This is a genomic window from Neorhizobium sp. AL 9.2.2 (assembly GCF_013317225.1).
Lineage (GTDB): Bacteria > Pseudomonadota > Alphaproteobacteria > Rhizobiales > Rhizobiaceae > Neorhizobium > Neorhizobium soli.
Map to the genome: position 1 here is coordinate 1 of NZ_JAALXU010000011.1, position 18478 is coordinate 18478.

At 58.3% G+C, this 18478-nt stretch carries 20 protein-coding genes and 1 pseudogene; 10 read left to right on the forward strand and 11 right to left on the reverse strand.

The genetic code is table 11. The features are described from left to right. Positions 1–333 (reverse strand): annotated as a pseudogene (locus G6K99_RS22490) (integrase); the annotation flags it as partial. 359 nt (positions 334–692) lie between these two features. Further along, positions 693–1826, reverse strand: a complete 1134-nt coding sequence (locus G6K99_RS22495; RefSeq protein WP_132449789.1) for a site-specific integrase — start codon at positions 1824–1826, stop codon at positions 693–695. Positions 1827–1949: 123 nt separating this feature from the next. Here G6K99_RS22495 and G6K99_RS22500 point away from each other — a divergent pair, with 123 nt between their 5' ends. From G6K99_RS22500 to G6K99_RS22535, 8 genes are all read left to right on the forward strand, one after another. Then, on the forward strand, positions 1950–2903 hold the full coding sequence (locus G6K99_RS22500) for a DUF1403 family protein (RefSeq protein ID WP_042617875.1): 954 nt from the start codon (positions 1950–1952) through the stop codon (positions 2901–2903). 2 nt (positions 2904–2905) lie between these two features. Then, on the forward strand, positions 2906–3592 hold the full coding sequence (locus tag G6K99_RS22505) for an SMC-Scp complex subunit ScpB (RefSeq protein ID WP_042617842.1): 687 nt from the start codon (positions 2906–2908) through the stop codon (positions 3590–3592). Between the two features lie 55 nt (positions 3593–3647). Continuing rightward, positions 3648–3842: a CrcB family protein gene (locus G6K99_RS22510; protein ID WP_052496826.1), complete on the forward strand. Its 195-nt coding sequence runs from the start codon at positions 3648–3650 to the stop codon at positions 3840–3842. Then, positions 3839–4276 carry an EamA family transporter gene (locus G6K99_RS22515; protein ID WP_042617843.1) on the forward strand — a complete coding sequence of 146 codons (438 nt, stop codon included), beginning with the start codon at positions 3839–3841 and terminating at the stop codon, positions 4274–4276. Before G6K99_RS22510 ends, G6K99_RS22515 begins: the two co-directional genes overlap by 4 nt. A 217-nt stretch (positions 4277–4493) precedes the next feature. Further along, positions 4494–5300 carry a universal stress protein gene (locus G6K99_RS22520; RefSeq protein ID WP_042617844.1) on the forward strand — a complete coding sequence of 269 codons (807 nt, stop codon included), beginning with the start codon at positions 4494–4496 and terminating at the stop codon, positions 5298–5300. Between the two features lie 176 nt (positions 5301–5476). Continuing rightward, on the forward strand, positions 5477–5899 hold the full coding sequence (locus G6K99_RS22525; protein WP_042617845.1) for a hypothetical protein: 423 nt from the start codon (positions 5477–5479) through the stop codon (positions 5897–5899). Between the two features lie 57 nt (positions 5900–5956). Continuing rightward, the gene (locus G6K99_RS22530) at positions 5957–6463 is read left to right on the forward strand and encodes a sigma-70 family RNA polymerase sigma factor (RefSeq protein ID WP_042617877.1); all 507 of its coding nucleotides are present in this window, start codon (positions 5957–5959) and stop codon (positions 6461–6463) included. Beyond that, positions 6460–7239 carry an anti-sigma factor gene (locus G6K99_RS22535; RefSeq protein ID WP_042617846.1) on the forward strand — a complete coding sequence of 260 codons (780 nt, stop codon included), beginning with the start codon at positions 6460–6462 and terminating at the stop codon, positions 7237–7239. The genes G6K99_RS22530 and G6K99_RS22535 overlap by 4 nt, the downstream gene beginning before the upstream one ends. A gap of 99 nt (positions 7240–7338) precedes the next feature. On the opposite strand, the gene G6K99_RS22540 is transcribed toward G6K99_RS22535, so the two are convergent. The 6 genes from G6K99_RS22540 to G6K99_RS22565 all read right to left on the reverse strand — a co-directional run bounded on the left by G6K99_RS22540 (position 7339) and on the right by G6K99_RS22565 (position 12938). Then, positions 7339–8715: a YncE family protein gene (locus tag G6K99_RS22540; RefSeq protein ID WP_092937832.1), complete on the reverse strand. Its 1377-nt coding sequence runs from the start codon at positions 8713–8715 to the stop codon at positions 7339–7341. After that, positions 8712–9113 carry a DUF305 domain-containing protein gene (locus G6K99_RS22545; RefSeq protein ID WP_042617848.1) on the reverse strand — a complete coding sequence of 134 codons (402 nt, stop codon included), beginning with the start codon at positions 9111–9113 and terminating at the stop codon, positions 8712–8714. Before G6K99_RS22545 ends, G6K99_RS22540 begins: the two co-directional genes overlap by 4 nt. Positions 9114–9535: 422 nt before the next feature. Then, positions 9536–10144 (reverse strand): thioredoxin domain-containing protein, encoded by a 609-nt coding sequence (locus G6K99_RS22550; RefSeq protein WP_162196024.1) that lies wholly within the window; start codon positions 10142–10144, stop codon positions 9536–9538. 77 nt (positions 10145–10221) lie between these two features. Further along, on the reverse strand, positions 10222–11364 hold the full coding sequence (locus G6K99_RS22555) for a TDT family transporter (protein WP_082249874.1): 1143 nt from the start codon (positions 11362–11364) through the stop codon (positions 10222–10224). Between the two features lie 63 nt (positions 11365–11427). Then, positions 11428–12054, reverse strand: coding sequence for a uracil-DNA glycosylase (locus tag G6K99_RS22560; protein ID WP_042617849.1), 627 nt, complete (start codon positions 12052–12054; stop codon positions 11428–11430). Positions 12055–12059: 5 nt separating this feature from the next. Continuing rightward, positions 12060–12938 (reverse strand): LysR family transcriptional regulator, encoded by an 879-nt coding sequence (locus G6K99_RS22565; RefSeq protein WP_042617850.1) that lies wholly within the window; start codon positions 12936–12938, stop codon positions 12060–12062. Between the two features lie 126 nt (positions 12939–13064). On the opposite strand from G6K99_RS22565, the gene G6K99_RS22570 reads away from it, so the two are divergent. Continuing rightward, positions 13065–13850, forward strand: a complete 786-nt coding sequence (locus G6K99_RS22570; RefSeq protein WP_042617851.1) for a substrate-binding domain-containing protein — start codon at positions 13065–13067, stop codon at positions 13848–13850. A 5-nt stretch (positions 13851–13855) separates the two neighbouring features. Beyond that, positions 13856–14827 (forward strand): malate dehydrogenase, encoded by a 972-nt coding sequence (locus G6K99_RS22575; RefSeq protein WP_042617880.1) that lies wholly within the window; start codon positions 13856–13858, stop codon positions 14825–14827. Between the two features lie 925 nt (positions 14828–15752). On the opposite strand, the gene G6K99_RS22580 is transcribed toward G6K99_RS22575, so the two are convergent. The 3 genes from G6K99_RS22580 to G6K99_RS22590 all read right to left on the reverse strand — a co-directional run bounded on the left by G6K99_RS22580 (position 15753) and on the right by G6K99_RS22590 (position 18406). Continuing rightward, positions 15753–16190: an EamA family transporter gene (locus G6K99_RS22580; protein ID WP_042617853.1), complete on the reverse strand. Its 438-nt coding sequence runs from the start codon at positions 16188–16190 to the stop codon at positions 15753–15755. Beyond that, positions 16187–16513 carry a fluoride efflux transporter CrcB gene (gene crcB / locus G6K99_RS22585; RefSeq protein WP_082249875.1) on the reverse strand — a complete coding sequence of 109 codons (327 nt, stop codon included), beginning with the start codon at positions 16511–16513 and terminating at the stop codon, positions 16187–16189. The genes G6K99_RS22580 and crcB overlap by 4 nt, the downstream gene beginning before the upstream one ends. 75 nt (positions 16514–16588) lie before the next feature. Further along, positions 16589–18406: a voltage-gated chloride channel family protein gene (locus G6K99_RS22590; RefSeq protein WP_042617855.1), complete on the reverse strand. Its 1818-nt coding sequence runs from the start codon at positions 18404–18406 to the stop codon at positions 16589–16591. Between the last annotated feature and the right edge of the window lie 72 nt (positions 18407–18478).

Sequence of the window (18478 nt, forward strand, 5' to 3'; positions counted from 1 at the left end):
CATTCCGTGTTGGGGGTCGATGTCGCGCTGATCAGGCTGCCAGAGATGGTGGGCGACGAATTTCAGAGCCAAGGCTTCGGGTGCCGGCCAGGGGAGGGATGCACCGGTTGCGGCCAGCGACCAGGCTTGCAGATAGGCAAGGTCGGAGGTGAGCGCGCGCAGGGTGTTTTCGCCCATGCCTTCGTTGACCAGGTGGCGCAGCGTTTCGATGTCCTGGTCGGTGAGCAATTCAGCCAGTTCGTCGCGGCGGTCGATCGGCAGCACGCTGGCGATGGTGTCGAGCTCGTCGGCCCGGCGATCGACGGCGGTCTTTGAACGGGGCGGCATTGCCATAGAAAACCTCACGATCGACGGTTTCCACGGCCGAGCAGCCGTGGATTTACCGGATTCTTTCTGATTTGCGGCGTGAAATCAATCACCCTCGATAAGAAGTACTTATCGATGGTTAGGCCGCCAACCATCAATCATACCATGTGAGGAACCCTAATATTCAGATATAGTTCTTATAAGAAATCATTTACCATGATTTTAATGGCTTACGATCTCAAGAAAATCAGCATGACAGCTCTAATGCGGCTGGCTTTCGACGCCGGTGTGGCTTTTAGCTCCGGATTTCAATTGAAGGGCTAGGCGGAAATTCCGACATCAAAATCTCCGCTTACGATTTCATGCGGGGAAGGGGAGGGGGCCAGCTAAAGCCCTGAAGCTTTGGTCAGATTCACGCGGAAGCGATCCCGCCGGCGCTGATATCTGCGGGTCATTTCCGCGGAAGCATGGCCAAGCTGTTTTTGGACGTAGCGTTCGTCGACCTCGGCAGAGGAGGCGAGGCCAGCGCGAAGGGAATGTCCAGAGAACTTGAAGGCCCGCTCGATCTCGCTGAGATCGCCGCGAACGCCTGCGGCCATTGCGGCCCGCTTCACAAGCCGCGCCACCTCTTTGTCGTTCAGTCGCTCCGAGCCAACGGCCTTCCCTTGTCCCGTGACGCGGCGAAAGAGGGGGCCATGAGCCAGCTTGGCAAACTTGATCCAGGTCTCGATCGCGGCGACTGGACAAGTCGCATCAGACGAGCCGCGACCGACCTCGACCTCTCGCCATCCGGTTTTCCCGCGCAGGGTGACGAGCATGCCCTTGTCGAGGATCTCGATCCAGCCGCGCCCGTCTTCGGTCTGGTCTGCCTTCAGATCAAGACCAACGATCTCGGAGCGGCGAAGACCTCCTGCAAAGCCGACGAGCAGCATGGCACGGTCGCGCAGACCGCGCAGCGAACCGCGGTCGAGCGTTTCGACCATGGCGATGATATCCTCTGCCATGACCGCCTCCTTCTGCACCGGCGGCTTGGCATGGCTGTTGCGGATCCCCGCCATAACGGTTGCGATGTGCCGGTCCCTACGATCAAGGGCGAGCCCGCGCTGCGCATAATTCCATGACAGGGAGGAAAGGCGGCGCTCGATTGTGGAAACGGAATTGGCCTTGGCTCCTCTCTCGGCCGTCCCGGAGGCGCAGGCGGTAATATAGAGCCCAACGGTTTGCGGGTGTGGCGGGAGCGGAGCAAGATTTGACCGCCGGCACCAAGCAGCAAAATGCTTCCAGTCGGAGGCATAAGCCTTGCGGGTATTGGCGGAACTCGCGGCTTCGACATAACTCCGGGCGCGATCAGCAAGGCTTGCAAGATGGGCGAGCGTCTGATCCTGACCGGCGGGAGAGGAGAGGGGGCTGTGGCCTGCCACCTCCGGCGCGGAAACATCACCGCCAGAAGCAGTGCTGAGAGACGGCGCTGAGGTCTCCTCGACGTGAATTTTGGTGTTTTGCTCGATGATTTGGGCCATTTCTCTATAATGAACAATACGTCCGATAATGCAAGATTATCGGACGTTTTATCTTCGCGATAGGCTGTGCGGTTTATAACGAAAAAGTAGCACAAACTGCACATCTGATTTATGCTGCTGCGTATGGATTCGATCACATCTTCGTTCTCTGCAACCTCCACATGGACCGGCTACCTCCCAAGCTGGGCGCTGGCGCGTGGCCGTGACATTGACGAGCTGGATGCTGCTTTTGCCGCAGGTATCGCGCTGAAATCACTCGACGATTTAATCCGTTCGGATACACCATGGATAGGCTGCTGGCGCGATCGTCTTGCTCTCAAGTCAGCCGCCGTCGCGGCCAGGATGCTCGGTCGCAACGAGGAAGAGCCCGCGCTGCGGGACGCCGTTTTGTTGACGCCCGTGGACGGTGATCCCGGTCCTGCCGGGAAGCTGTTTTTGGCCACACGAATGCTGTCCCGCCGGATCGGCATGCCGGGCACATCGTTTACTAAGGAATTGGCCACGCTTCTATCGATCCGTTGGGACGACGATCTTGCCTTGGTCCCAGATCTTGTCGATTCTGCCATCCGATCCGGACGTTCGGCACCTTTCGCGGTGGCGGACCTTATAATGGCGATTTCTGCGGCTCGCCCGGACGCAGAAGTGTTGGCACTTGGTCTTGGCGAGATGGTGCTGGCTCAGAAGCTGAACTGGTCGCAACCGGTTCCTCTGTTGCTACCCGAGCGCTTTGGCCCAGCTTTCCGCACCATCGGTGGCCGGGGTCGCGTGAAGCCGGGTGAGTCAGCCTATTCGAAAGCAATCTGCATGGCGATTGTCGATGGCGCCGAACTGGCACTGCGTTCCGCTGCGGAGATCGATCGCCGCGCTAGCCGCTTGTTGGCCATCGCAGCCAAAGTCAGGACCAGAGGAGCTGAACCGGTCATCCGTCGGCTGTTGAACGAAGACGCTGTATCCGCTTCGGCAGCCGGGGCCAGCCTGTCACGATGGGCGGCAAACCGGCTGTTCGAGCGGCTCGAAGGCTTTGAGGCGATACGCGAGCTCTCGGGCCGGTCCTCCTTCCGAATATTTGGATTGTGACAATGGCAGGAGCGAGCGCAGCTAAACGCCGCCGTCAAGCCGGAGGACGCAAGCAAGAGCTCCTGTATGATCGCGAGCTACTGGACTTGCCGTCGGAAATGCGCTGGCGGGAATGGATGATGCGCGTCGAGGCGGTCATTTTTGCGTCCGCCGAGCCGGTCAGCCGCGAGACTCTGGCGCGGGTGGTCGGCAAAGACTGCAGCGTCGATCTGCTGATCGACGACTTGGTCGGAGAGCTGCGAGATCGCCCTTATGAACTGATCTCGGTCGCAGGCGGGTGGCAACACCGGACCCGACCAAGGTTTGCTGAGACGATCCGCGCTTCGTCCGCGCCTACGCGAGGCGGTGTGGCGGCGTTGTCTGAATTTGAGGCGATGGTGCTGATAGCTGTCGGATATTTCCAGCCGATCACGCGCGGTGAGTTGTCAAAGTTATTTGGCAAGGAAGTCAGCCGCGATACGATCGGCGGTTTGCGTGGAGCAGGTTTTATCGGCTCCGGCCCACGGAGCCCTACGCTGGGCGCGCCATATACCTATGTCACGACGCCATATTTCCTCTCGGCCTTTGGCATGGAGACCTTGCGGGACCTGCCAAACATCGAGGCGCTGGAAGACGCTGGTCTCTTGAGTAAACAGGGTAGCGCCGTGGATACTGACCCGGCCGCCGGAGACGACATGTTGGAAGATTGACAGGTTTGGGCTTGGCGCCGCGGTAGCGCACATCGGGCTGCCGCAAGAACTGCGGTTGTTTTTGACAACCGGCATTCTTGGCGGTTTTACGACCTTCTCGACGTTTTCGCTGGATGCTGTAGGGCTTTGGGAAAGGGGAGAGGCTAGCGCCGCCATCCTCTACGCCAGCGCTTCTGTCATCCTGGCATTCATTGCAATGTTCGCTGGCATGGTGCTGGTGCGTGGTATGGCTGGAGGTCAAACGGCATGAAAAGTATTTTTCTCGGCTGGCCCTTCTGGGCGCTATTATCGGCTGGCTTTGCGGCAATGACGGCTATCTTCGCAAAAGTCGGGGTCGAAAACGTCAATTCCGATTTCGCGACTTTCATTCGCACGATCGTCATTCTGGCGGCCGCCGGGATGATGGTCTATGTCACCGAAAATTGGCAATCGCCGGGTACGGTGTCCGGCCGTAGCTGGGTATTCCTTGTTCTATCAGGCCTGGCAACCGGCGCGTCGTGGATCTGCTATTTCCGGGCGTTGAAACTCGGTGATGCCGCACGCGTTGCGCCGATCGACAAGCTCAGTGTCGTCTTCGTCGCAATCTTCGCCGTACTCTTTCTAGGGGAGCGTCTGTCGCTTCCCAATTGGCTTGGCGTCTGCCTGATTGCCTGCGGCGCTATCCTCGTCGCTTACCGAGCCTAGAGCAGATCCGATGTCGAACCCACTTTGCCTCCCGATATGGCAGGTCTGGTACGCGTGGCACCCCGGTTCTGCCCGAGGATGATCGCGTATTCTGACTGGAGTATGTTTGGAGGCGATGGGATACGACGGCACGGCGATGATGGTATCGCTTGTTCGGAGCCACGAACAAAAAGACGCGGAAGCTGCGTCGCAGGAAACCTGAACCAGGAGGAAAACCATGCACATTGTTGCACTCATCCCACATCCTAAAACAGCCCTTTCCAGCCTGCTCATCGCCGACGCTGCATCAGCGGTCGAACCGGGATCAACAATCACGGCGCTCCATGTTTGCGTCGATCCCGCCAAGATCGGAGGCAGTGTAGAGGAAGTCGACATGCAGGAAATGCGGATCCGCGATGAGGGCACGGCCTTTCAGCGACGGAACGAGGTCAGAAAGATCTTCGAGGAGTGGTCGGCAGGGCGTGAACCGTCGCCGGCTGGCGCCAAGGTCGAGTGGGTGGAAGCTGATGGTGGAGAAGAAGACGGTGTCCGCAAACATCTTGGATCAGCCGATCTTGTGACCATCGCCCACCCGCAATCGATGGACGGCGGCGATGCCCTGCATGCGGCGCTCTTCGATCACCATAGGCTGGTGGTTTTTACGCCGGATACTAACGGCACTCCGGTTTCTTTCGGCCGCTCAATCGCCATTTTCTGGAGGGACGATGACGGAATACGTTCTTGCCTTCAAAAGGCCAGAGCTTGGCTCCGCGCTGCTGATACGTTGATAATTCTCGCAGCACACGAGAACGACATCTCAGAGGCGGTTGCGTTCTTTCAGACATTGCATGTCAGCGGGACAGGGCGGCTGCAGACCTCCGTGGCGAAAAACGCCGACGATTTTCTGGAGAAGGCCAATAGGGGCGGCGCGGATACGCTTTTGATGGGCGCCTACCGTCATGGCCTATTCCTCGAGACCGTCTTTGGCGGGGCCACGAAGACAGTGATGGATCACACAAGTTTGCCCGTGTTTCTCAGCCATTAGGCCTACGTACGACACATCCTCCTGTAGAACTTCGCCCTTGGAATCCGTTCTACCAGCCAAAGGGAGTTCAATATCCTTGAGCGCGGTGAGCGAGGAGAAAATTATTTTGCTGCCGGGTGGAATAACGCGTGATTGCCAGCGTCTCTCTCCTGTCATTTCAACAAGGAGATTATACTATGCGCAAAACAGTTCTGATGGCTCTGCCGCTCGCTTTTCTCATGTGCACCGGTGCAGCCCTTGCTGGCCCTGCCATGGACATGGCCAAAACCCGTATCGAAGCGATCGCCAAGGGCGATGTCGCGACAATCACCAAGGACTACGGTAAGGATCCTTCCCTTGCCTGGATTGGTGGTCCGCTCGACGGCACCTATGCGTCGGAAAAGGCGATAGCTGAAGTCTGGACCAAATTCTCGACGGCACAGGGCGAACAGACCGCCACAGTCGGCGAAGTCTGGGAGGCAGCCAATCCGAAGGGCGCGACCGTTGCAGCAAATGTTGTCTTTGCCGGCAAGAACAAGGTTCCCGTTCTCTATATCATGACCTATCGTGACGGAAAACTTGTCGACGAAATCTGGCAGGTTAACCCGCCTGCAAAGTAAGCCGAATGGTGGCCATGCCAGCATCCCCGGTATGGCCACCGATCCGAAGGGCTGATGATGTCGACAATGGCGATGCGACTGGAGGCGGAAATACCGGCACTGCGACGCTATGCCTTCGCGCTTCTGCGCGATCACAACCGCGCCGACGATCTCGTGCAGGATTGCCTCGAGCGTGCGATATCACGCTGGTATCTGCGTCGGACCGATGGTGACCTGCGGGCATGGCTGTTTACCATCATGCGAAACCTGCACATTTCGGCTGGACGCCAATCCCAGCGACGGGGGCCACACCACGAGCTCGATACCGTCACGCTCCCCGGATCGCCCGCCGATCAGGATCATGGCATCGCCGTACGCGATATACTCGAAGCGCTCGATAGGCTTTCCGACGATCAAAAATCGCTTCTGCTTCTGGTTGGCGTCGAGGATCTGTCCTATGAGCAGGCTGCCGCCGTCATTGGTGTTCCGGTAGGAACCGTGATGTCGCGGCTGTCGCGCGCCAGGCAGAAATTCCGATCCATTCTCGACAACAAGACGCCCGTGACCTTGCGAAGGGTAAAATGATGAACACCGGTTCGCCGATTGGCGAAGATGATCTTCAGGCTTACATCGACGGAAAGCTGACGCCTGACCGGCAGGCGCTTGTCGACGCCTATCTTGCTGGTCATCCTGAAGCGAGCGCAAGGGTCACGCAACAGCTTGCGGATCGGGAAGCTTTGCGTGTGCGGCTGTCTGAGAAATTCTCGGAGCCCATTCCAGCGCGGCTGCGCATCGCCAACCTTCAGTCCAATGCAGCTTTGCGAAGACAAGGTTGGTATCGCTCCGCCATGGCAGCTTGCATCTTCTTGGGAATGGGCCTGGCCGGTGGCTGGTGGCTAAAGCCTGAAGGCGTGCAAATCAACGCAGCGCGATTGTCCGAGGCGGGTTTCGCCGCGAACGCATCTGACGCCTATCGGACCTTCGTGGTCGAAGTAGCCCATCCGGTCGAAGTTGGAGCGGATGACGAGGCACATCTGGTCACATGGCTGTCGAAGCGATCCGGCCGGGCACTGACGCCACCGAACCTTTCGGCATTCGGGTATAAGCTGCTCGGCGGACGCGTCCTTCCGGGCGGTGGCGCTGCGGCTGCACAACTCATGTACGAGGATGACAAAGGCGAGAGGCTGGCCGTTTATCTACGCGCCGGCCAATCAGCGCAGACAGCGTTCACGTTTGAAGAGAAAAACGGCGTGTCCAGCTTTGTCTGGGTGGATCAGGGGTTCGATTTCGCGGTATCCGCCTCGGTCGATCGGGCAAAGCTCCTTCCGATCGCAACTGCGATCTATCAAGGAATGATTTGAATCCGGTCAATCTCAGTGCGGTATCAAAAATGACTGCGGCATTGTAAGAACGCCGCAGTCAACTTGTTTTGGGGTTGCCCATAACAGGTAGCCAAACTGTTAGTTGCTCTGCAAGACCGCATTTGCTGACGGTTCTGTTCCCTCAACGAGGATAACCTTAGGTGTCTTGGAGGCTTCGCCCGGTTTGACGATGGAGCGGGTCGGACTGGTGGCAGATGCCATCGCGGCACCTTTGGCATCCGTCTTGAACGCCACGATCGGTTCCGGCTGACCTTCGAACAACAGCGCATAAGCCGTGTCCGGCTTCAATTTCGAAACGCTGAGATCTACGATATCGATCAGGCCAAGATTGCGCGAGACGACCATTCCGCCGCCTTGCGCATCTGCGGCAGGCTTCAGCATAAGTGTGATGTTCTCCGGCATGTCCTTGCGTGGTTCAAGGTTTTGGCGGCCATCGCCTGTCGGGACCGCATCCGGAACGTAGATCAGCGCTTGTGGGGCCTGGCCTGAGGGGATATGGGCGATCTTCTCATTCTTCTGAGTGTCGATCACGTCCACCGCGTCGCCGTTTTCGAGGCCAACAAAGACGCGGCTGCCGTCGCCCGAACCCCAGACACCGTGCGGCAAGGCGCCGACGGGAATGGTGGCTATCAGCTTGGCCTCGTCGTCCAGCGTGTAGACTTTCACGACGTTCTCGCCGCCGATGGTCACATAAGCCAGAGTTCCGGCGGATGTGTCGGCGAACGCCAGATGGTTGGTGATCGGACCGCTATCTATCACGCCCTTGACTTTCAATGTCTTGGTATCAATTCGCGTCACCTTGCCGACATCCTTGTGGGTTAGCCAGGCTTCCTTTCCATCTGGCGTCACCTGAATGAACGGCGAGAATGGCGAGACCACCGGAATGGATGCAAGCAGCTTTTTCGACGCGACATCGAACACCTGAACGACCGGATTGAAGCTGTTGGCCACAAAGGCGCGCTTGCCGTCTGGCGTAAAGATGGTCATGCCGGGACCGCTCTCGGTCTTGATGCGATCGGTCTCCTTGAATGTCTTCGCATCAATGACCGAAAGGTAATCCTCGCCACGCACGGTTGCCCAGACGTGTTTGCCATCCGGCGTGAAGAAGGCCTCGTGCGGGTTGCGGCCGATATAGGCGACACCTTTGATCTTGTTTGTCGCGGTATCGATGAAGGTCACGGAATTGGTCACCGTCGAGACGGCGACGATGGTACGGTGATCCGGCGAGAAGCCAAGGCCGTGGACGTTGACCTCACCCTTGTAAAGCGGGCTCAAGACATTCGGGCGTGGGTCGCCGAGCTTGATCAGGCCGAGAAGCGTGTTGGTCGATGGGTCGATGACAGATACGGTGTTGCTGTTCTGGTCAGCAGCATAGACCCGGTCCTTGGATTCGGGCAGGGCAAAGGCTGGCGTGCTCGCCATCAAGGCGATCAGCAGGGCTGCGGAACGTTTCATTTCGAAGTCTCCGGGTTGGCGGCGACGGAGCCGCGCTGTTGTGTGAGCATCGAATTCATCAACTGAATTTCGTAAGCCTGCTCTGTGATGATCGACTGGGCGAGGTTTCGGATTTGCGGATCTTGGGTGGTGAGCAACACGGCCTTGGCCATGTCGATGGCGCCCTGGTGATGCGGGATCATTTGCGCCAGAAAATCGTGGTCTGGATTGCCTGTTTCGGGTACCGCCATCATGCCGGTATGCATTTTGTCCATGGCCACCTTCATGCTTTTCGAGAACGCAGTTGAAGGGCCGCTATCCTCCATGCTCATCGCCGGTTGGTGGTCGTGGAACTGCTCAGCAGTTGCACTTCCCACAATGGCAAAACTGGCAACAAGTATGAAACTGTAAACGCGCATGGCGGAATCCTTTTGGCTTTAGTGGATAAGAACGCTGTGGGTCGCCGTTTATTCCACTGCTCATCCGTATTTGTTCTCACGTCGGCGTGAGCGGTTGGCACGCGCGGTGCTATACCGGTCTGCGCGAAGAACGACGGAACGCGGATGGTGACTCGAGGCGTGCCGAAATACGGCTTGTTCATATGCCGCCAAGAGGATCACGCGTGTTGGATCCAATCGGCCTGTGAACGATGTCTGAAGGACGATACTCGCAGCGGATTGCGGTATGGAGAATGAACGGCCGGTTGGAACAGGGCGAAAAAGCAGACATTCTAAGCCGTTCGACGACGGCGCCCAGTCGTCCGTCTTTTCAGAGGAAAACCAGCCTGGTCGATCGTAGGAAAACTTCCTACAGGGAATTCCGCCACTCTCAGATTTTGGTTTCACTCCAGGCTGGCGGTGGCTTTCATGACTGCTTTGGCGACCTCGTTGAAACTCATTTTAATCCGAACCTGTTGGCCGTTGACGAAAAACGATGGCGTGCCGGCGACTCCGAATTTTTTGTTCGCTTCGGTTGTCGCAGCATTGAGCTTGTCGAGATAGGCCTGATCGGCGACAGCGCGATCGAAACCTGCGCGGTCGATGCCCATGCTAGCGGCGATCTCGCGCAATGCATCCTCGGCGTTGGCGGCGCCGGCAATCTCATCGAATTTCGTCATGAAGGACGATACCGTCTCGTCGAATTTGTCTCGGCCCCGCGCATTCGCCAGCATGAAGATAACGGCATCCACCGAGTTTCGCACGAAGGGCCGGTACGCGATCTTCAACTTACCCGATGCGACATATGTATCCTGCAGTTTCGGCAGGTCTCGTTCATGGAAGTCGACGCAGTGGCTGCAGGTTGGGGAGGAATAGACGACCAGCGTGACTGGAGCGGTCTTCTGCCCAACGAAGCTGTCTTGGAATACGGCCGGGGTCATCAAATCCTGCACGGGTTCGGCCTCGGCCGATGTCACGCATCCTAAGGCAATGCCGACGATCACGGCCATCATACGAAACGTCATGTCTTCTCCTGTTCGGTTACGAGAAAAAACACTCCGGCATGAGCAATGCCGGAGTGTTTCGATCATCAGTCGGCCTTGAGGCAGGGCGAGACGAAGAGCGAGCGGTCAAGAGTGCCCTTGATCGTCTTGGCCACGACCAGCAGCCACATGCAGACAAGTGCTATAACAAGAACCGCGCCAAAGATTGCGATAGACGACATCGGCACCATCGTTGAGAGACGAAGCGTGGCGACGGCGAACACGCCAAGCGGGAAGGTATAGCCCCACCAGCCGATATTGAATGGAAGGCCCTCGCGAAGGTAGCGCAGGGTGATCAGGACAGCAGTCGCCAGCCACCAGATGCCGTAGCCCCACAGGAGGATCGCGCCGAGGAAGCTGGCGCCACCGAAGGCCGGAGCAACGCTCGCCAATCCATTCGCCGACAACACGGCGGGTCCGGTCTGGCTCATGACGAGAAGACCAAGCGCACCGGTTCCGATCGGGCCGAGAGCCAGCCAGCTCGAGGCGGCCATGTTGACATGCGGAAGCTTGTGGACCGTCATGCGCAGGAAGAGGATGACGAGAACGCTCATGGCGAGCGGGACCGAACAGGCCCAGAGAACCAGGCTCGTCATCAGCACCGTCAACTGCGTCTGAGCATCGCCGATATGGGGCAGAAGCAGACCACCGCTGACGGCCGCTACTTCGCTTGCCACGATCGGCAGCAACCAGACTGCGGTCATCTGGTCGATCGAGTGCGACTGGCGCGTGAACATCATGAACGGGATGGCGAGGCCGCAACAAAGCGACAGAGCGACGTCAAACCACCAAAGCGTCGTTGCGATCGACACCGCCGTGTCGCCGATATGTGGGATGCCATAGATCAGGAAGCCATTGATGATCGTGGCCAATCCCATCGGAATGCAGCCGAAGAACATCGACACGACGGAATGGGAAAAGACCCGTCTTGCCTCTTGGAAATAGAGCAGCCAGCGTGCCGCGTAGAGCGTTGTGCAGGTTGCAAACAGCAGGATATTGAAGAGCCAAAGCGCCTGACCCATCGCGAAAAGCCCCGGATGCCCAGGAAACTGTGCGAAGGCGACCGAAAGGATGCCGGTGCCCATAGTGGTCGCGAACCAATTTGGCGTAAAGTTCCGTATGACATGGCCTTGCATAGGAACATCCGAGGCTGGCGCTACCGGCTCCTTGAAGGCAACAATCTTGTGCATCGAATTTCTCCTGATCGTCGAGGAGAAAATACGTGGGTACAACGATTAGTTCCAACGCATAGTTCAGGATATTTCAATCGCCGTTTCCGATTGATCTAGATTTGCGGCGGCAGCTTCGAAAGCCGCGTGAAGGCGGTCGCGCAGCGTCCGCGAGGTATTGATCAGCGTCGGGCTCGGATGGGGGCAGAGGATCACCTCGATGCCGGCATCCACCAGTACATCTTCAGCACCACTCGCCACCGCGCCCGCCAGGACGGCGACACGTAGGTTCGGCAGCAGCGGCAGAAGGCCTGCAAGTCCCTTGATGCCCTCGCGCCGCTCGCTGGCCACGATCGAGCTTCGGGTTGCGCGGACCCACGGGACCGTATTCCACAGAACGATGTCCCGGCGCGATATCCCTGCGCCAGTCAGTGCCTTGCGCAGGTTCTTCGCCGTGCCGGTCGGGTTATCGATCGAAACGAAACGCTGGCCGCGTTCAACCGGACTTGGTCCAGGCGTCTCCAAAAGGATCAGCAGTCTTGCGCTGATACCGCCATCGTATGGATCGAAGTTCGGCATATCCCGGTCGGAGTTGAGCTGAACGTGCTCCCGGAAGGCGTTCAATGGCTGCATATGCGCACTGTCAAGCGCGGCCAACCGCTCCTCGCGTCGATGCTCGTGCCAGAGCGTATCAGGTCCGCGATAGGTCATCGTGTCTATTCCGACAACAGGGCTTCGAACGCATCGGCCGCCTTGGAGCGATACCGCTCCTTATGCCGGAGCAGGAAGAATGGGCGCGGAAGCGGAGAAGCATTGGCCTCGACCAGCAGGCCGCTGTTGAGTTCGGTCTGGGCAGCACTTCGCGATGTCAGTGTTGCCCCCATGCCGGCCTCGACTGCGCCGAGCACGGCCTCGTTTCCGGGCAGGACAATTGCAACGTTCAACGCCTGCAGCTTCAATTTCTCTTTCGTCATCATCGTCTCGAAGGCGAGCCGTGTTCCCGATCCGGGTTCGCGAAGAACCCATGTCGCGTCTTCAAAATCGGCCTTTCCGAGCTTTTTGCCTTTGGCCCATGGATGAGTTGGCGACACGACGAGGATCATCTCATCCGTGGCGATCATGCGCGACGACAAGGCCGGTCTGTCGACCGCGCCCTCTACAACGCCGAGCTCAACCCGCCCTGCCTCAACCGCGTCGCCTACCGCCTCGGTATTGCCGATCCCGACGTCGAGACCGAGACCAGGATAGCGTGTGTGGAACGTCGCAAGCCTGGAGGGCAGCCAATAGGCGCCAACAGTCTGACTCGCCATAACCGACAATTCCCCGCGCAAAAGTCCGGCAAGGTCGCTTAGCGCAGACTCGGCGGCTTTCGCTTCAGCCAAGACCTGAAGTGCATGCTCGAGAAAGATCGTTCCGGTTTGATTGAGAACGATAGAACGACCGATCCGGTCGAACAAAGCCACGCCGTGCCGTTCCTCAAGCGCGATGACCGCAGCACTGACGGCCGACTGCGTCATGTTCATCGCTTTGGCAGCCTTGGTGATGTGCTGTTGGCGGGCGACTTCGGCGAAGATGCGCAACTGGTCGAGGGTCATGAGGATAGCAACCTTGAATCGGCTCCGAGTTATAATCGATTTATCCGAATGTTCGAAGCAAAATTATGCGATGGAACTGATGCAGAATGGCGCTAGTTTTCTCCTACCAGACACGGAGGAAATACCATGCTGAAATCCATCATCACCGGCGCGGTGATGCTTGGCGCCACGACAGCACCAACGCTTGCCGCCGATATCCACGTCTATGGTCCCGGTGGACCACTCCCTGCCATGAAGGAGGCGGCAGCCGCCTTCGAGAAAAGCTCCGGCAACACGGTGATCGTTACCGCCGGCCCAACGCCGCAATGGATCGGCAAGGCTAAAGACAATGCCGACCTGATCTTCAGCGGCTCAGAGACGATGATGTCGGATTTCGTGAAGGCGATGGACGGCCAGATCAAGGACGCCGATGTCGTACCGCTCTACTTGCGTCCTTCCGCTATCCTGGTGCGTCCGGGGAACCCGGAGAAGATCACCGGCCTCGCTGATCTGTTCAAGCCCGGCCACAAAGTGCTTGTCGTCAATGGTGCCGGGCAGAACGGTCTTTGGGAAGACATGGCCGGCCGGACCGGTGACATCGAGAAGGTGAAGGCCCTTCGCGCCAACATCAGGACCTTTGCCGCCAACAGTGCCGAAGCCAAGAAGGCCTGGACCGAGGACAAGTCCTTCGATGCCTGGATCATCTGGAATATCTGGCAGGTCGCCAACCCAGAACTCGCAGACGTCGTCGAGGTCGAACCGGACTATCGCATCTACCGAGACACCGGGATCGTGCTGACCGAGCGCGGAGGCAAGAATGCCGACGCCAAGGCGTTTTCGGAATTCCTTCAGGGCACCGAGGCCAAGGCGATCTTTGCCAAGGCCGGCTGGACCACGCCCTCGAATAACCTTATCCCGTCTCAGGAAAGATAATGACAATGCAATCCACTCCCAAAAAGATCGCCGTGACCGGTGCTGCCGGCCAGATCTGCTATTCCCTGCTGTTTCGATTGGCGAATGGTGACCTTTATGGCAAGTCGCAGCCGATCGAACTGCGGCTGCTCGATTTGCCTCAAGCCCAGGACGCCGTTCGCGGCGTCGTCATGGAACTGGAGGACTGCGCTTTTCCGCTGCTACACAGCATCGTCACGACCGACGATCCTCGGCAAGCGTTTGACGGTGTCGACGCAGCGTTTTTGGTCGGGTCCCGGCCGCGGTCAAAGGGAATGGAACGGCGAGACCTGCTTGCAGCGAATGCAGAGATCTTTAAGGTGCAGGGGAGGGCGATCAACGAGGTCGCCGGACGACAAGCTAGAATTTTGGTCGTTGGCAATCCGGCCAACACCAACGCTTCCATCCTGATCGCCAATGCGCCGGACTTTAACCCAAGGCAGGTCAGCTCGATGATCCGGCTTGATCACAATAGGGCTTTGACCCAACTGGCGCGCAAGGTCGGCTGTGGCGTCGGCGACATCGATAAGCTCGTGATCTGGGGCAATCACTCGCCGACCATGTTTGCCGACTGGACCTACGCAACGGCTGCCGGCAGGCCCCTGCCGGACACCATCGGCGACGACCATTGGTACAAGGAGGTGCTGATCCCTGAGGTCGCAAGGCGGGGCACTACGATCATAGAGGCGCGCGGCGCGTCCTCTGCAGCATCTGCCGCCAATGCAGCGATCGATCAGATGCGTGATTGGATGCGTGGTACTGATGGGCGCTGGACATCGATGGCTGTTATATCGCAGGGGCAGTATGGCATACCGGAAGGGCTTGTGTGTGGCGTACCTGTGATGTGCAAGGACGGTGACTATAGCGTCGTTGAAGGTCTCGATCTGGACGGGTTTCAGAAAAGTATGCTGGACAAAACGATAGAAGAGCTTGTCGGCGAGCGCGACGCTTTATCCTGATATCGCGGGATGCGGAGGCTGGCACAAAAGATGTGCGGAGATTGCACGCCTATTCTCCGCCTAATTTTGGAGAATAGGCGCCAGCCTCAGAAGAGGCGAATGCCACCACGACGATCAGCGAGCTGCAGTTTGACGGGCCGGTTCGATTTTATCTTTCATAATCCGCTTTGACCGCCGAATGGGAAGGACGAAGCCCTCATCCAGATAGGCGTCGTCGGGAATGAAGCGCTCGAACAAGCGTATCCGGCTGGAAACCGAGTCGGTAGAACTGCGATCAAATCTCGTCGCCAAGGCCATTTCGGCGGATTGTTCGTCGCAAGGATATTCGCCACTGTACCGATAGAACGATTGATTATCTGTTCAAAGTATTGCGCTTCAATTGTCACCGGCACCTTGGACGCCCGCCGCAGGTCATAAGCGCAAGAGGTGCAGACATGCTGGCCGACAAGCCGTGGCTGAGCGAAGGCAGTAATTCCGCGGTGGCACGATGGGCAACGGTCGCGTAATCCGCACCCGTGGATAAAGCAGGAGATTCTAGTCGAGTGTCGCCATCGCCTCCGAAAAATATGGGGGCTGATCAGAACCGAGGCACGCAGGACAGAATTGCAGCCACGTCGAAGCAGCACGACGGGCTTTGATGACCAGTGGTAGCGGCATGTGTCTGTAATCACATGGCTGCAAGGCCATTGACGACAATCGGTCTCTCGCAATTCCATTGAGGCGTGGCCGTAAACAGCCATATTTTCCTGGCGGCGAATCTCACATTAAGTGCCAAACAGAAGCCAGAGTCTCAAATTAAATGCCAAGTCTCAAATTAAGTGCCGGGCTATCTTACTGAAACTGTTAGGACTGGAATCTCACGATTAAATGCAAAACGACACCTTCAACATCGTGCATTCCTCCCCCTTGAAGTTTTTTGACGGTCTTAAGCCCTGTAGGCGACGAGAACGGCGCCTCCCGCGATCATCACGACACCGAGCCAGTTCGGGAGCGTCAGGCGCTCACCGAGAAGCAGCACAGCGAAAATGGACACGAACACCACGGACAGCTTGTCGATCGGCGCGACGCGGGCGGCGTCACCAAGCTTCAGCGCCCGGAAGTAGCAAATCCAGGATGCGCCCGTGGCAAAACCGGAAAGTACAAGAAATAGCCAGCTTCTGGTCGAGACCGTCGACGGCTCCTGCCAATTTCCGGTGATATAGACCATCGCGCCAGCGGCCAGCAGGATGACGATGGTGCGAATGAAGGTGGCGAAGTCGGAATTGACGTTTTCGACGCCGATCTTGGCGAAGATCGCCGTCAGGGCTGCAAAGCCGGCCGAAAGGAGGGCCCAGAACGGCCAGCTTGTAAGGAAGATTTTCATGCGGCTTGTCCATGTCCGGCCATCCGGATCAGCATGAGGCCGACAAAAAGTCCCGCCATCGACAGGACCAGCGAAAGAGCGACATATCCGGCAGCAACACCCCATTGCCCGCGTTCCCACAGCGTCACGGCATCCAGCGAAAAGGTCGAGAAGGTGGTGAACCCGCCGAGCAACCCGGTGGTCAGGAACAGGCGCAACTCCTGTGGCAGGCCTGAGCGAAACACGAAAAATTCCGTGAGCAGGCCCATGACGACGGAGCCGACAACATTGACGGTGAGTGTGCCGTAGGGAAAGCCGAAGCCGAACAGGCGCGCCGCTCCCATGTTGACGGCGTGCCGGAAAACACCACCGATACCTGCGCCAAGGAAACGATCAGATAAACCAAGATCGCGCCTCCTTCAGGATGTCGTGACTTTGAGCGCTTCTGCCGTTTCGACGTCGTGATGGACGACATCCCACTGTTCCAGGTGCTTGTAGACGATCACCTTGTGTTTCAGGACCGCGCCATGGGTCCGGCAGAACTCTTCGAGCTGGTCGCGTGATGCAATCATCTCGACGCACATAGTCAGATCCGGATTGGGGATCTCGAAGCCCTCGTCCTGAAGCTTACCGCTGTTCGAATAGCCAAAATGCGTATGGTGCGCGACGGCATTCTTGATGCCGGCCGACTTCGCCTGCACGACCAATTCCCGGTAAAGAGGCTTCGATCCGAACCAACCGCCCTTGCCGGGCGTCTTCTCACGCGGCTTCATGTAGATACGGACCATGCCAATTTCGGTAGAATGCAGCTTGTGTTGCTTCACGATGATGGGCCTTTCGTTGAGTGTTGCGGTTGTGGCGATCGACCGGAGACGGACCTTTCCGACGATTTCGCCGAGGCTCTGAGTCCGCATGTCACGCATGTGGCGAACCGAGATGTCGGGAGGAATATCGTTGGCGGCAGCGGTTTTCGGAACGCCGACGCGCTGCGACAGGTAGATGCTGGAATGGCCACTGCACAGATAGGCAACGAAGCAGGCGACAGCGAGGTAGACCGAATGGGTGGCGCCGAAGAGCTCAATCCCCATGATCATGCAAGCCAGCGGCGTATTAGTGGCGCCGGCGAAGACGGCCACGAAGCCAAGTGCCGCAAAAAGATCGACCGGTGCGCCGAGAACACCGGCCAGCGCACTGCCGAGACCTGCGCCGATGAAGAACAGCGGTGTGACCTCGCCGCCCTTGAAACCGGCGTTTAATGTGACGATCGTGAACAGCGCCTTCCAGGCCCAGCTCCAGTAATCCACGTGATTGGGACGGAAAAAGCCTAGGATCGTCGCGTCGTCGGGATTGGGGGACCAGACACCCAGACCGAGATATTCCCGCGTACCGAGGAGGTAGACGAGGCCCAGCAATATGGCGCTGGCGAGTACCGGACGCAGCGGCGCATAAGGCAGGATCGCCTTGTAGGCGGACGACGCGAGGTGGGAAAGTTCGGCGAAGAAATGGGCCGCCAGGCCAAAAGCCAAACCGGCAGTGACCACTTTGAGCAGGAGGAGGGCATCGAGGTGGAAACCGACCGCTTCTCCAACGCCGCCGAGATAGGCAATTGCGTAGTGGGTGTGGCCGATGCCCCATGCATGGCAGGTCCAGTCGGCAACGACGGCAGCCAGCAAAGCCGGCAACAGGGCCTCATACTGCATCCGGCCAATGGTCAGGACTTCGAGCGCGAAGATCGCGCCGGCAATGGGTGTTCCAAACACCGCACCGAAGCCTGCAGCAATGCCGGCCATTAGCAGAATGCGCACATCGCCCGGCGTCAGCTTGAACATCTTGCCAAAAGCGCTGGCCAGGCTGCCGCCGAGTTGGACCGCGGTTCCCTCGCGACCGGCCGAGCCGCCGACGAGGTGGGTAAGTACGGTGGTGACGAGGATGAAGGGCGCCATGCGCAGCGGCACGCCGCCGCCCGGCTCATGGATCTGGTCGACGATGAGGTTGTTGCCACCCTCCGCCGATTTACCGAATTTCTGGTAGGCCCAGACCATCGCAAAACCTGCGACAGGCATGCCGTAAATCAACCAGGGAAATTCGAAACGAAGCTCCGTTGCCCGGTCAAGGCTCCAGAGAAACAGGGCTACGAGCGAGCCGACGGCAGCAGCCATCGGTACGACGATCACGATCCATTTCGCGAGGCTACGGACCTGGGCGATACGAAGTCCGAAAAATGCAGAAAACGCCATCAGATGGACGCTCCCGCACGGTCACATTTCGTCTTGGAGGACAGGTACAGAATTCTAGGCACGACTCTACTC

What these genes read in the sequence shown, in the direction of transcription:
- G6K99_RS22535 (WP_042617846.1), top strand. Translation starts at nt 6,460, where the DNA reads ATGATGAACACCGGTTCGCCGATTGGCGAAGATGATCTTCAGGCTTAC.
- G6K99_RS22555 (WP_082249874.1), bottom strand. Translation starts at nt 11,364, where the DNA reads ATGCACAAGATTGTTGCCTTCAAGGAGCCGGTAGCGCCAGCCTCGGAT.
- G6K99_RS22495 (WP_132449789.1), bottom strand. Translation starts at nt 1,826, where the DNA reads ATGGCCCAAATCATCGAGCAAAACACCAAAATTCACGTCGAGGAGACC.
- G6K99_RS22540 (WP_092937832.1), bottom strand. Translation starts at nt 8,715, where the DNA reads ATGAAACGTTCCGCAGCCCTGCTGATCGCCTTGATGGCGAGCACGCCA.
- G6K99_RS22520 (WP_042617844.1), top strand. Translation starts at nt 4,494, where the DNA reads ATGCACATTGTTGCACTCATCCCACATCCTAAAACAGCCCTTTCCAGC.
- G6K99_RS22505 (WP_042617842.1), top strand. Translation starts at nt 2,906, where the DNA reads ATGGCAGGAGCGAGCGCAGCTAAACGCCGCCGTCAAGCCGGAGGACGC.
- G6K99_RS22575 (WP_042617880.1), top strand. Translation starts at nt 13,856, where the DNA reads ATGCAATCCACTCCCAAAAAGATCGCCGTGACCGGTGCTGCCGGCCAG.
- G6K99_RS22590 (WP_042617855.1), bottom strand. Translation starts at nt 18,406, where the DNA reads ATGGCGTTTTCTGCATTTTTCGGACTTCGTATCGCCCAGGTCCGTAGC.
- G6K99_RS22580 (WP_042617853.1), bottom strand. Translation starts at nt 16,190, where the DNA reads ATGAAAATCTTCCTTACAAGCTGGCCGTTCTGGGCCCTCCTTTCGGCC.
- G6K99_RS22515 (WP_042617843.1), top strand. Translation starts at nt 3,839, where the DNA reads ATGAAAAGTATTTTTCTCGGCTGGCCCTTCTGGGCGCTATTATCGGCT.
- G6K99_RS22560 (WP_042617849.1), bottom strand. Translation starts at nt 12,054, where the DNA reads ATGACCTATCGCGGACCTGATACGCTCTGGCACGAGCATCGACGCGAG.
- G6K99_RS22530 (WP_042617877.1), top strand. Translation starts at nt 5,957, where the DNA reads ATGTCGACAATGGCGATGCGACTGGAGGCGGAAATACCGGCACTGCGA.
- G6K99_RS22565 (WP_042617850.1), bottom strand. Translation starts at nt 12,938, where the DNA reads ATGACCCTCGACCAGTTGCGCATCTTCGCCGAAGTCGCCCGCCAACAG.
- G6K99_RS22500 (WP_042617875.1), top strand. Translation starts at nt 1,950, where the DNA reads ATGGATTCGATCACATCTTCGTTCTCTGCAACCTCCACATGGACCGGC.
- G6K99_RS22525 (WP_042617845.1), top strand. Translation starts at nt 5,477, where the DNA reads ATGCGCAAAACAGTTCTGATGGCTCTGCCGCTCGCTTTTCTCATGTGC.
- G6K99_RS22550 (WP_162196024.1), bottom strand. Translation starts at nt 10,144, where the DNA reads ATGATGGCCGTGATCGTCGGCATTGCCTTAGGATGCGTGACATCGGCC.
- crcB (WP_082249875.1), bottom strand. Translation starts at nt 16,513, where the DNA reads ATGGGAGCGGCGCGCCTGTTCGGCTTCGGCTTTCCCTACGGCACACTC.
- G6K99_RS22545 (WP_042617848.1), bottom strand. Translation starts at nt 9,113, where the DNA reads ATGCGCGTTTACAGTTTCATACTTGTTGCCAGTTTTGCCATTGTGGGA.
- G6K99_RS22570 (WP_042617851.1), top strand. Translation starts at nt 13,065, where the DNA reads ATGCTGAAATCCATCATCACCGGCGCGGTGATGCTTGGCGCCACGACA.